Annotated in this window: 10 protein-coding genes; all 10 read right to left on the reverse strand. The window is 36.1% G+C overall.

What is annotated here, in order from left to right:
• Positions 1–428 precede the first annotated feature (428 nt).
• The 10 genes from ACFQ19_RS06375 to ACFQ19_RS06420 all read right to left on the reverse strand — a co-directional run bounded on the left by ACFQ19_RS06375 (position 429) and on the right by ACFQ19_RS06420 (position 13647).
• Positions 429–2102 (reverse strand): dihydroxy-acid dehydratase, encoded by a 1674-nt coding sequence (locus ACFQ19_RS06375; RefSeq protein WP_379591238.1) that lies wholly within the window; start codon positions 2100–2102, stop codon positions 429–431.
• A gap of 102 nt (positions 2103–2204) precedes the next feature.
• Positions 2205–3632, reverse strand: a complete 1428-nt coding sequence (locus ACFQ19_RS06380; protein WP_379591239.1) for an NAD-dependent succinate-semialdehyde dehydrogenase — start codon at positions 3630–3632, stop codon at positions 2205–2207.
• A 53-nt stretch (positions 3633–3685) separates the two neighbouring features.
• Entirely contained in the window at positions 3686–5353 is a 1668-nt protein-coding gene (locus tag ACFQ19_RS06385) for a thiamine pyrophosphate-dependent enzyme (protein WP_449290088.1), read from the reverse strand.
• Positions 5354–5792: 439 nt separating this feature from the next.
• A complete protein-coding gene (locus ACFQ19_RS06390; RefSeq protein WP_379591241.1) occupies positions 5793–6488 on the reverse strand; it encodes a FadR/GntR family transcriptional regulator in 696 nt (231 codons plus the stop codon).
• 306 nt (positions 6489–6794) lie between these two features.
• Positions 6795–8321, reverse strand: coding sequence for a galactarate dehydratase (gene garD, locus ACFQ19_RS06395; RefSeq protein ID WP_379591242.1), 1527 nt, complete (start codon positions 8319–8321; stop codon positions 6795–6797).
• Positions 8322–8397: 76 nt separating this feature from the next.
• Complete coding sequence (locus tag ACFQ19_RS06400) at positions 8398–9411, reverse strand: mannonate dehydratase (protein WP_379591243.1); 1014 nt, start codon at positions 9409–9411, stop codon at positions 8398–8400.
• An 18-nt stretch (positions 9412–9429) separates the two neighbouring features.
• Positions 9430–10410 (reverse strand): tripartite tricarboxylate transporter substrate binding protein, encoded by a 981-nt coding sequence (locus tag ACFQ19_RS06405; protein WP_379591244.1) that lies wholly within the window; start codon positions 10408–10410, stop codon positions 9430–9432.
• Between the two features lie 19 nt (positions 10411–10429).
• Positions 10430–11923 carry a tripartite tricarboxylate transporter permease gene (locus ACFQ19_RS06410; RefSeq protein ID WP_379591245.1) on the reverse strand — a complete coding sequence of 498 codons (1494 nt, stop codon included), beginning with the start codon at positions 11921–11923 and terminating at the stop codon, positions 10430–10432.
• Between the two features lie 11 nt (positions 11924–11934).
• Positions 11935–12432 carry a tripartite tricarboxylate transporter TctB family protein gene (locus tag ACFQ19_RS06415; RefSeq protein ID WP_379591246.1) on the reverse strand — a complete coding sequence of 166 codons (498 nt, stop codon included), beginning with the start codon at positions 12430–12432 and terminating at the stop codon, positions 11935–11937.
• Between the two features lie 267 nt (positions 12433–12699).
• Positions 12700–13647, reverse strand: a complete 948-nt coding sequence (locus ACFQ19_RS06420; RefSeq protein ID WP_379591247.1) for a ribose-phosphate diphosphokinase — start codon at positions 13645–13647, stop codon at positions 12700–12702.
• Positions 13648–14048 lie beyond the last annotated feature (401 nt).

The raw sequence follows: 14048 nt of genomic DNA on the forward strand, positions 1-14048 counted from the left end.
ATCGTCGCCATAGAAAATCAAATTTTCTTCAATGTTTAAAAAGAAATATAATTCTAAAAATAATTGAAATCGCATACACAAAAGAGATATGAAAATGTATAAATCCATTTACGTATATCATTCTTTTGAATTGGAAGAATTTATTTTTAGTTAATGAGATTGGGACAAAAGTATGTTTCATCTGACAAAATTCGAATATATATTATACAGGTATTCACTTTATAAATATCCTTCGTTATATTTGCTAATTATCATTTTGGGATTAAATACTTCCTTTTGTCCCAGTCTCAAATCATAAAACTAAAAACCATGTATAGGAACTTAAATTTTCAGTATACTACTCTAACATCGTTCTCCTTATCCTCGGTTGACAGCTATATTTCACTTTCCAACAAGGTATAAAGAACATTTTCTCACGATTTTTTTAATCACATAAAATCAAAATCACAACCCTCATCTGCTTGTAACACATGTTTTCGATAGAGCCATTTATAACCTCTGTCTTCATCAAAAGTAGGCTTATTCCAATTTTGTTTACGTTTTTCAAGTTCTGCATCTGATACATCCAGATTTAAGATGCGATTTTCTATATCCAGTTCTATTTCATCGCCATCTTTTATTAAGCCAATTGGTCCGCCTATAGCCGCTTCAGGTGCTACATGTAAAATAACTGTGCCAAAGGCTGTTCCACTCATTCGACAATCAGATAAACGTACCATATCACGGACTCCCTGCTTCAATAGTTTCCCAGGAATGGGAATCATTCCAGCTTCAGGCATTCCCGGTGCTCCAACAGGACCAGCATTTTGAAGAACGAGTACACTATCTTTTGTAACCTCTAAATCTGGATCATTAACTCTTGCTTCCATATCTTCTAAAGAATTAAATACAACAGCTTTCCCTTTATGCTTTACCAATGTTTTATCAATCACAGCTTTTGGTTTAATAATCGATCCATTTGGAGATAAATTACCTTTTAATACTGCAATGCCTCCATCTGCATGTAGAGGGTCATCTAATGGTTTAACAATATCTCGATATACCTCTTCAATAGTTACTGAAGATAGATTCTCTTTCACTGTTTTTCCAGTAACCGTAATTTCATTTTCATTTAAAAGAGGCTCTAATTCTTTTAATACTGCAGGAATACCCCCAGCATGGTACAAATCTTCCATTTGGTACTTACCTGCTGGCCTCATATTAGCAATGAAAGGTGTTTCTTTACTAATTCTTTCAAATTGGTCTAAGTTCAATGTAATACCAAGCCTTTTAGCCATTGCAGTCAAATGAATAACAGTATTTGTGGAACCTCCAATAGCCATCAATACTTTAATCGCATTCTCAAATGCTTTCGTTGTCATAATGTCTGATGGCTTAATATCTTTTTTCACCAATCTAACAATCTCTCGGCCAGTTTCTCTTGCCATATGCATTCTCTCATTATATGTTGCGGGCGCAGCTGCTCCTCCCGGCAGCATCATACCTAAAGCTTCTGAACAAGCGGCAATTGTACTTGCTGATCCCATTACCATACAATGTCCGGCAGTCGGCGCAAGTTGTTTATTAATTTCATTAATTTCTTTTTCATCTACCGTACCTGCTTTATATTCCTGCCAGTAAAAGCGACAGTCAGAACATGCTCCTAATGTTTTTCCTTTATATTTCCCATTATTCATTGGCCCGCCTGTAAATAAAATGGCTGGCTTATCAGCGCTTGCAGCACCCATCAATTGTGCTGGCGCCATTTTGTCACAGCCGCCAATTAATACCGTTCCATCAATTGGTTGGGCAGTAATCATCTCTTCTGTATCCATTGCCACTAAATTTCGATACAACATCGTCGTTGGACTTGTAAACATTTCACCGACAGACATAATAGGAAATTCCAGAGGAGTACCGCCTTCCATAATAATTCCTTGTTTAATAGCTTCTACCATTGGTTGTATATGAGAGTGACACCGATTTACTTCGCTAAATGTATTACTAATACCGACAACTGGCTTAGCATAATCTTCTTCATCATGCCCCAAATGTCTTCTAAAAGCCATTTTTAAAAATTCGCTAAATCCTTCGTCACCATAAGATGCATTTGATTTTTTCAACGTTATCTCCCCTTCCAAATATTCAATATCCCGGGGGTCAAGTACTTTCGTTCCTTATCAACTTGACTCCCGAATTCAAAGTACCTTACACCAGTAGGGTTATTACACATCTAATTGGAAAGAAAGATATTTATACTCTAAATAATCTTCAATTCCCTGTCTGCCACCTTCTCGTCCAATACCTGATTCCTTTACACCGCCGAATGGAGCTTGAGCTACGGTTGGCATTGGGTCATTTATACCTACAATTCCATATTCTAATGCTTCACTAACTCTTACAATTCTAGAAGCGTCCTTCGTAAATATATAAGAAGCAAGCCCATACTCTCCGTTATTTGCCCGGTCTATTGCTTCTTCTTCTGTGGTAAAGGAAAAAATAGGAGCAATAGGACCAAATGTTTCTTCATAGGATATCTTCATATCATGTGTTGCGTTCACTAAAAGTGTCGGTTCAAAAAAGTTCCCTTTTGCATATTCCCCCTCGACAATTTTTTTTCCACCGACTAAAACTTCCGCGCCTTTTTCTCTCGCATCTTGTACTTGATCTTCTACTTTATCAACTGCATTACTGTCAATTAATGGCCCAATTGTTACTCCTGATTCAAGCCCATCACCAACAACTAATTTTCTTATTTTTTCTGCGAACAATTCGGAGAACGGTTTGACAATACTTTCATGTACATAAACACGATTTGTACATACGCAAGTTTGACCAGCATTTCTAAATTTACTAGCAATCAAATCTTCTGCAGCTTGCTCTAAATCAGCGTCTTCAAACACAATAAACGGTGCATGTCCTCCCAGTTCTAGCGACAACTTTTTCATTGTGTCTGCAGATTGTCTTACTAATTGTTTTCCTACTTCCGTTGAACCAGTAAATGTAATTTTACGAACAACAGGAGAATCCATTAAAGCTTTTGTAATATTACTTGCTGACCCATGCAGTAAGTTTACTACACCTTCTGGAACTCCTGCGTCATGGCATGCTTTTATAACTTCAACAGCTGTAAGAGGAGTAGAAGAAGCTGGTTTTAAAACCACTGTGCACCCTGCTGCCATTGCCGGAGCTATTTTTCGTGTAATCATAGCGATTGGAAAATTCCATGGAGTAATTGCTCCAACAACACCTATCGGTTGTCGTATAACGGATAACCTTTTACTCGAAGAAGATGCAGGGATGGTTTCTCCATAAATTCTCCTTCCTTCTTCAGCAAACCATTCTAAATAATCAATTGCTAAACTAATCTCAGCTTTTGATTCTTTCACAGGCTTACCCATCTCTGTTGTAATTACTTCAGCAATTTCATCTGTTCTAGATCGTAAGATTTCTGCAACACGATTCAGATAATCATACCTCTCTTTTGCTGTTCGTTTAGACCAAGCAGGCAAAGCCTTTTTAGCAGCATCAATAGCGAGTTTTGTTTCTTGCTCCCCGCCTTTTGCAACTGTTCCAAGAAGTTGACCGTTAGTTGGGCTCACCACGTCCAAATTATCTTCTGATGATTCCCATTTTCCGTTTATATAAAGCATCTTATCTCCTCTTTTCTATTTCCGCACCCTATGCAGAAATTATTTTTATTTAATTATGATTCCTGATTAGCTGATAAAATTGTCGGGTCAGTCATCACTTCAATTAACGCAGGAACTTCGGATGCAATCGCTCTTTCAAAGGCGCTTGCAATATCCTCATTCTTTTCAACTCTTTCTCCATGCCCACCAAAATTATTTGCATATTCTGCGAAATTTGGATTTGTCAGTTTTGTTCCTACTACTCGTCCAGGAAATTTCGCTTCTTGATGCGTATGAATCGTTCCATACATATTATTATTTACAACAATAGAAATAATAGGAATATCATAGCGCACTGCCGTTTCAAATTCTTGAGGCGTCATCATAAAGCCGCCATCACCGGAAATAGAAATGACTGTTTTATCTGGATGAGCCACTTTTGCCCCTATTGCAGACGGCATACCGTAGCCCATTGCACCTGATGTAGGCCCGACATACGTTCCGCCTTCATCATATCTGAAATAACGTGAAATCCATGAAAAGAAGTTACCTGCGTCACTTGTAATAACCGTATTCTTTGGCAGTTCATTCTGAATATAGTGGATAACCGATTTCATATTTGCATACTCTGTATTATCTGTTAATTCTGGTGTTGAAAATCGTGTATATTTTTCGTTTGCTTCAGCTACATTCTTTTGACGATCAGAATTATCTTCTGGTTCAATAACATGAAGCAATTCAATTAAGAATTCCTTTACATCCGAAACAATTGGTGATGAAGGTGTATAAACCCTTCCTAAAACATCTGATGAAATGTCTACATGAATCAAACGACTATTTTGTTCGTTTATTATTGAATAATCATTTGTTGTCATTTGGGAAAATTTAGTGCCAAGCGCTAAAACAAGATCGCTATCTTGAATGTATTCACTTAAAGCTTTTCTTGCCCCTAACCCTAATGCCCCGATATAATTCGGATGTGAATTTGGAAATGCATGAAAACGCCTAAATGCTGTCGCTACCGGAATTTGCATTGCTTCAGCTAATGAAACGAGTTCTTGAGTAGCTTGTGATAAAATCACTCCTCCGCCTGCAATAATTACTGGTTTTTTAGCATTTTTTAATTCTTTTGCAACTTCTTGTACTGCATTCTTATCTGGACAAACTGTAGTTAGCTTTATTGGACCATGTGTATCTCTAGTTACGATGTCATCTTGCATATCCTCTGGCAATGATACTAAAACTGGACCTGGTCTTCCTGAACGTGCTACATGAAAAGCGCGATGTAAAATTTCAGGAATACGATCAGCATCATCAATTTCTACTGTCCATTTACATAAATCTCTAAAAAATGAAACAAAATCAACTTCCTGAAATGCTTCACGGTCTCTGTATGGACGTTCCACTTGTCCAATTAATGCTACAAGCGGAGTAGAGTCCTGTTGTGCAGTATGTAGTCCAATTGACAAATTCGTTGCACCAGGACCTCTTGTTGCAGTACAAACGCCTACCTCCCCTGCAGATTTAGCATAACCTTCAGCCATAAACGACGCTCCACCTTCTTGTCTTGCAGAAATGAAATCGATTTCATTTTCTTCGTAAAGAGCATCTAGAACATTTAAATAACTTTCTCCAGGAACACCAAAAACTTTTGTAACACCTTCTTTTTTCAAAACATCAACAATTGCTTGACCACCGTGTTTCTGTTCTTCCTTAACATTTTTCTGACTAACTTGTGTCATCACTTTTCCACCTTTATCTATTATTTTGTAAATTATTACGTGAAATACCTTTCTAACATTTACTCCATACACTGCCCCCTCCTAACCATTATTTGAAGGTTGCAATAATAACTATCTAATGATTTGAATTTAATTGTAAGACATTAATAATTGTTTGTCAATAATCATTATTAAATGTTCTGATTATTATCTTTTTAATAGAATAAAGTAACTAAACAAAAGAGGTGACCTTCTAAAAATATAGAAGTCACCTCTTACTTGTTCCATTATTTTACATATTAAATTTTTTAGGTATAGGTACCTTAAAAATTACTATGAAATTCGAAAGTTTAATTCTTAACATAACCAATGAGCTGCAGAAAACGATTATCTTTCTTGTTATTACAGTAAAAAATCTTTTATTATATTTTCCCTTATAAGGTCTTTTTGTATTAAAATCTTATACATCAGTCCTAGACATGATTTTTTCTCTCACATAGCTTAAGTGGCGGTACATTTCAGTAAATGACATGATTGGGTTTCTCTCTTTTAAAGCTCTGTAAATCGCCTCATGATATTCAACCGTTATTTCCCGCTCACGAAAAGGTATTAAGCTATCTGTCTTTTCATGTGCAATTAATAAGGAGTCAATCATTCCTTCCACTACTGGGTTATTAACGCTTTGGGCAATGATTCTATGAAACTCAATATCTAAAGCTCCATAGTCATTATTTACACATTTTTCAATTTTCCTATTTATCTCTTTTAAACGATCTAATTGTTCCATAGATATTTTTTCTGCTGCTAATGTAACTAAACCTAATTCTAAAGACATTCTTGCTTCAATGATGGCTGAAACATTATTAATTGTTAATGCTAACATTGCTCTAAAAGGGCTATTACCTACTTTTTCATTTATATATGTTCCACCTCGTGGTCTTCGTTTCACAATTTCTAAAGTTTCTAAAGAACTAAGTGCTTCTCTTAGTACAGGACGACTTACATCAAAGTCATTCATTAACTTTGTCTCAGGCGGAAGCTTATCTCCCGGATGAAGCCGCCCCTCCATTAACATAGTAATGATATGGTTCAGTACTTGTTGTGATAATGTATTTCTTTGTATTGTTTCTATTTTAAACCCTTCCAATACGCACATTCTCCTTATCTCCAATAAGTAATATGTGAAAATTAATATTACATTCACGTTTGTAATTGTATGACAATTAAATATGATTGTCAATAATGGAAAATTTAAAATAATATAGCATAATATTAATCTTTCTATTATAACTGCTTAATAAAAGATTTTTGTTATCAACTTTATTTAATAGAGTTCCAACTATCTGCAGATATCTTAACTAATTAAATGAGGAGACCTTAATCATAATTATTATAAAAAGAAGGAGTAGAGATGAGACTCTCTCCTTCTTTTTACTGAAAAATATCATGAAATATTCATTACTCACGTAACTGGTGCAGGATTAAATAAGGCTAAATCATTTTGAATACCGCATTTATCTGCACAAGTTGTTTTCGTACCACTAGCCGTAGCAATAATATCATGGAAAATTTCCCATCCTACATCTTCAATGGTTGCTTTTCCTGTAGCGATGGTTCCTGCGTTAATATCGATTAAATCGCTCCATTGTTTTTTTAATTCATTTCTCGTCGAAACCTTTAATACAGGAGCCATTGATAGATTATAAGGTGTTCCTCTTCCAGTTGTAAAAACCTGCAAATGCATACCAGCAGCTAGCTGTAAAGTGCCACAGACAAAATCACTTGCAGGAGTGGCAGCAAAATTCAATCCTTTTTTTCGGACTCTCTCCCCAGGGGACAATACATCTGTAATTGGAGATGTTCCAGATTTAATTACAGAACCGAGAGACTTTTCAACAACATTTGATAATCCACCTTTTTTATTTCCTGGTGAGGGATTTGCTGATCGATCAACATCACCTTTATTTAAATATTTATCATACCAATCCATCTCTCTGACAAGAGTGTCTGTTACTTCACGACTTTCCGCTCTTTGAGTTAACAAATGGACTGCGTCTCTTACCTCAGTTACTTCTGAAAACAAGACCGTTGCACCAGCCTTCACTAGTAAATCTGTAGCGTATCCAACAGCTGGATTTGCCGTAACTCCTGAAAAAGCATCACTTCCTCCACATTGCATGCCAACAACTAATTCAGACAAAGGAAATTCTTCTCTTTCTCTTTGATTTAGCTTTTCTAATCTTTCTTCAGCCATACTCATAATAGATTGAATCATATTTGTAAACCCATTTTGATCTTGAAGCATTACAATATTATCATTATCCTCTCTATTATTTAACCGAGATGGCTGCAACTTTTCACACCCTAAACCGACAACCATAATTTCGCCGCCAAAACTAGGATGTTTCGCCAAATTTTGAATGGTGCGAATAGGAATATTCGCATCTCCAGCATTTATCGCAACACCACAACCATAATTATGATTGATAGCAATAACATCCTCCACATTCGGATATTTTGAGAGCAGTTCTTCTTTAATTTTTTGTACAGCATAGTCCAAAACTCCAACAACACATTGTACACTGGTTGTTATCCCAAGTATATTCTTTATTCCAACTGAACCATCTGCGTTTCTATACCCCAAAAAAGTGTATTCTTCTTCTAAGGGTCCATTCGGTTTTGCTGTCCCATATTCCTTTAGTGTACTCAATTCTGGAGGTATGGGTAAATTCATTACAGCATCTCTTATCCAAGATCCTTTTTCAATTCGATTTTTAGCGTAGCCAATAACTTCTCCATAACGAATAATTTCTCCATCTTTTTCTATATCTTCTAATGCTACTTTATGACCTTGAGGAACCTTATTTTTCAATTCAAGACCACACTTAAAAACAGTACCTTCCTTTAAACCTCCATCATTAACAATAATTGCAGTGTTATCCATTTCTTTTACTTTTATATAAAGTGGTTCCAAATTATTGTCTTGCATTTTCTTACTCCTCTCAGTTCATCTTCATTAAATGGATGATGTAAAATAAACATGTCATCACATTTCATGAAATATTTCATTGACCTGAAAACTCGTTTAATGCCGTAAGTAAAGCTTTAATATATCCAATTGAATAAGCAAAGCCTAGATTCGATGCTTTCCAACCGATATTGGAATTAGCCCATTTTTTATCCTTGTCTGCAACATCACCTGCAAGAATAGGTACATGATCAGGGTTTAAACATCCGTCAAAACCCACCTTCTTTAATTCCAGCAATACTTTAAACATATTTAAATCTCCATCATCCAATAAAGCCTCTTCAAATGCTCCTGCTGTCGGTAAACTGCCCCGTACATTTCTAAAATGCACTAAAAAAATACGGTCTTTCCTGCCAAAATGATTTATTTCATCAATGACTAAAGGAGACCCGCCTTCTTCTGCACGGGTGCCGATACAGTAGACAAAACCTACGTTTTCATTCGGGAAGTCATCAATTATTCTGTGTAAACCTAATCCACCGAATGGAGATTCCGGGTGTGGCGTATCAGATGGATGCATTGCTATATTTACATTACTTTCTTGGGCTGTTGGCACTAATTCACTATACGCCCGTTGAAAAGAACTCCACCATTTTTCCAATTCCTCTAAAGATGGACTTTCTGTTTTGTCTTTCAATAAACCAACGCTCTCTCCTCTAGAGATTGCTCCCCCTCTTTGAATAGCTTGATAAGTCTGTGAACGACCATAAAATACATCACCCTCAAATCGTTGTCTGACGATTTTTATATTCGCCTCTCCAAACACTTTAACGGCGTTAACGGAATTTTCTAATTGTGTTTCACTGCCTTCTTGATTATGCATAAATTCTTCCGTTATATTCGGTAAAGTAACCCTATTAATGTCCATTCCCCATGAACGAATTCTTTTTTGAAGTTTTAATAAACTGTCCAAATCTGGAAAACCTTTCTCCTTCACCCCTGCAAAAGAATTCCCATTTCCAAAATCGATTCTGTCTACCCCTAACTGAGACATTTGCTGTAAATCTAAATCTGTTAACTCTGTAGTATTCACTGTTACTGATATTTTCATAATTACTGCCCCTCTTTTCTATTGATCAGATGCATCATAAACTTCTTGATTATGTTCAGTAATTTCTTGTAACTTTTCAGCTGTTTCTTCAGGATTCAGATAAGCTGGAGTTAACCAATTGTTCTCTACTTCTTCTTGGTAAGATTCATCTTCAACAACATTTTTCAAAGCTTCTGAAAATGTTTCCACAACTTCATCTGGTGTTTCCGGATCAAAAGCCCAATAGAAAACTTTATCTACTGACATATCCACTCCTTGCTCTGCAAACGTTTCTACATCTGGGGCCCCTTCCAAGCGTTCATCAGCAATGATACCTAGGGAAACAAAATCTCCGGACTCTATATATTCTTGTACTAACCCAAGGGACGTTGGCACAATGTCTACCCTTCCTCCCAATAAAGCTGTAATTTTATCGGAAGCACCACCTGCGTCAACTACATTAAATTCGACGCCTGTTTTTTGTTCAAACTCTAGCACTTGCAAATGCGTCATCGCACCAACTTCTGTAGCTACATTCACTTCACCGGGGTTTGCTTCGGCATATTCAATTAGAGACTCTATATCATCAAACGGAGCATCTTTAGAAGCGAGAAATGTATTCGATTGATCGAGAATCCCCACCCCTGCATATTTAAAATCTTCTGAAGTATAATCTGCTAACCCGTAAATATTATTAACTAACATTGCATTATGGTAGGCCAATACAGAATATCCATCAGATTCCTTAGATAATACTTCATTGATACCTGTCGAACCTCCAGAACCTTCTACGTTACTAACAACAATTGACTGATCTAATTCTTGTTCTAAATATTTTGCAGTAATACGCGTATTCAAGTCAGTATCCCCACCTGCTCCAACCGGTACAGTTACCTCAATCGGCTGTGATGGATATTCATCTGCTGCACTTGAACTTTCCCCATCTGAACACGCACTCATAATAACAATAAGAAATACTACAGCCAGACCTTTAATAAAAAAATTCACAGTATCTTTCAAAATAATTCCTCCCTTTTATTTAATTTACTTTCTGATGCTTTTTACTCTTTCTATTACTATATATTTTTGTAGCAACAGAAAAGACAGTTAGAAGTAAAAATCCTGCTGCTATCGGCTGTGTTAAAAAAGGCATAAAATCCCCTTCAGATAACATTAAACCTCTACGTAAATTAGTTTCCAAAATTGGTCCTAAAATAAATCCTAAAACTAGCGGCGTTAACGGCATTTTAGCTTTAATCATAAAGTAACCAATAACCCCAAAGAAAAATAATGCACCTACATCAAATAAACGATTGTTCACACCAAATGCTCCTACAACACACAATGCGAGAATAATAGGTAGTAGAATGGCTTGCGGAATGCTAAGCAACCGAACAAAACCTTTCATACCTAAGAATAAAAATAGAGCCATCAGAATGTTTGCAATAATTAAAGCAGCAAATATTCCATATACGATATCGCCATTATTCTGAATTAACATTGGTCCTGGTTGTACCCCATGTAGGACAAGGCCGCCGAGTAACATAGCTGTAACTGTATCACCCGGAATTCCTAAAGAAATAAGCGGCACTAATGCACCACCAATAGCAGCATTATTTGATGATTCAGAGGCTACAACACCACTAGAAGTTCCTTTACCATATTTTTCAGGATTTTTAGAAAGGTTTTTTGTCGTTGCATATGCAATAATATTCGCTGTACCGCCTCCAATACCAGGTAATATTCCAATTCCCAACCCTATGAATGTCGACCGGAGAAAGTTCCATTTTTGAGCAAAATAATCTTTCATCTTCACTCGATAACTAATTTTATCCAAACGCGTCGATTTATTATCTTTTACTCTCTTTTCAGCATTAATTAATATTTCAGATACTGCAAATAATCCAATTAGTACTGGCAACAAATCGAAACCAGCGTCTAACGAACTAAATCCAAATGTGAATCTTGGAAACGCATCAATTGGTGCTGAACCAACCATTGCAAACGATAAACCGAGTGCCCCTGATAAAACACCTTTAATGATTGAATCGCCGGATAGACTTGAAATGAGTGTCAATGAAAATACAACGATAGCGAAAAATTCAAATGGACCAAATTCTAAAGCAACCCTTCCTAGAGGAGGTGAAATTATAATTAATGCGATAATACTTATTAACCCGCTCAAGCAGGAAGCGACAATTGCAAAGGAAAAAGCTTTTCCTGCTTCTCCTTTTTGAGCCATTGGATATCCATCAAATGTTGTTGCGATGGATGATGGTGTGCCTGGCAATTTCAATAAAATTGCTGGAATTAAACCTCCTGAGACCCCTCCAATGTACAACCCCATCAACAGTGACATTCCTGCTACAGGTTCCATGCCATATGTAATCGGTAAACAAATTGCAATCGCCATCGTAGCTGTGAGTCCCGGTATGGATCCAAATATAAGACCCAAGATTACTCCAACAACAATTAAAAGTATTATTTGAAAAGTAAAAACCGAATTAAAGCCCTCTAATATCATATCAAACATTTTTTAACCCCCTACCCGAAAATTCCCGCTGGAAGCATGACATAGAACACATTACGAAACACGAAATAAATAATGGACGAGGTAATAATAGAAATAACTCCATATAATAGAAGGTTTCTGGTTGTCCATTTTGAGAAAAGCAGCATTTGTATAATAAGATAGGCAGCCGTAGTAATTAAAAAACCTAAAATGGGAATTAGAAATAAATAAACAAATAATAATATTACCGTTAGTATCAAATAAAAATACCCTTTTTTATTATCTGTTTCTTCTTCATCCTTCATAACGGGTGTTTCTTCATCGGTTTCACTTTTCCCTTTGCTAATGAAACCGCTAATAATAACGAAAATACTCATTATTGCAATTAATATCGAAACAATTTTTGGCATAAAATCAGGTCCGACTACGTCATCTGTTAGCGCTTCCATATTTAAGGAACCCATAAACATTGTAATTGAAAGTACCAATAAAATACTTCCTGTAATTAGGTCACCATAGTTTCTTTCCATTCGATGCCCTCCAATCTTTGAATTTCGATTACTTTTCGTAATTGTATGACAAATATATTTATATGTCAATAAAAATTAAAAATTTTTAAAAGATTATTTTTAGATTTTTTTTACCAATTTAATTAAGTAGATAGCATTATTTTTATAAAGTAACTCCCGCTATTAGCAAATATATCCATAAAGAAAGAGCTGTCGTCAAATGCATATCATGCATTTGACGACAGCTCTTTTACCGATACTAATCTAAACCCGCTTCCCCATCAAAAATTAATCAAACAACACACTAACAGAAGCATTATTATGCACTCTTAAAACAGTGTCCGCTAATAACGGTGCAATGGTCAGCGAAGTAATTTTATTTATCTTTTTTTCCTCAGGCAGATAAATGGAATTGGTGATCACTAATTCCTTTATGACAGAGGATTCAATTCTTTCAATTGCCTGTCCAGATAACACAGGATGTGTACAACAAGCATAAATTTCTTCCGCTCCTCTATCAATTAAAGCTTCAGCCGCTGAGGTTAATGTTCCGGCTGTATCAATTAAATCATCAATAATGATGACCTTCTTCCCTGAAACATCACCAATGATATTCATAACTTGTGCGACATTAGGTTCGGGACGCCGCTTATCTATTAGAGCAATAGGCGTATCTAATATGGTCGCCATCTTTCTAGCACGGCCTACCCCACCATTATCCGGTGCAACAACAACAACTTCTTCCGTTGGTAATTTCTTTTTGAAATGCTCCGCTAATACTGGCACTCCCACAAGCTGGTCAACTGGTATATCAAAGAAGCCTTGTATCTGTCGTGCATGGAGATCTAATGTGATTAACCTTGTGGCTCCAGCTCTTTCAATTAAATCAGCAACTAATTTCGCAGTAATCGGCTCCCGGGCACGCGCCTTTCTATCTTGCCGCGCATAACCGTAGTATGGCACGATGACATTAATTGATTTCGCCGAAGCCCTTTTCAAGGTATCAATCATAATTAATAATTCCATTAAATGCTCATTTGCCGGTTCGGAGGTAGATTGGATAACATATACTTCACAGCCTCGAACACTTTCTTCAATATTGATTTGAATTTCACCATCACTAAAGCGCTTTACAGATCTTTCTCCTAAAGGGACATTTAAAATCTCGGATATCTCTTTTGCTAAAGAATAATGCGAATTCAGTGAAAATAACTTTAACTTCGGACCACATTTCATTTCTCTGCCTCCTGAATAACATTTAACCGTTCCATGTTGTCATTATTTTTCTAAAACATACAACCTAGCTGTCCAAATATCTTGATTTTTTAAAAGATACATTAACACATTTTCCTGCAATTCACGCGAACGATTATAATAATAAGATAAATCTATATTAAATCGTTTTCCTTGTACTATCAAGGCTTTTTTAATACGTCTCATACTAATGATTTTAAAACTCGCTATATTTATCGAAGTGTAAATGCACTAGCAAAATCTTCTACAACTATCCTAAATCAATCGTTCTTATATCACTGATCTGCTCCTCAAACGATGCAAGACACATCGTAAAGTATCTGTTCCCCCTACTTGAACAACCCCTACTTATCAACCTTATTGGTTGCTTGAAGTCGGGGATT

This window comes from Oceanobacillus locisalsi (genome assembly GCF_042675985.1).
GTDB lineage: Bacteria > Bacillota > Bacilli > Bacillales > Amphibacillaceae > Oceanobacillus > Oceanobacillus locisalsi.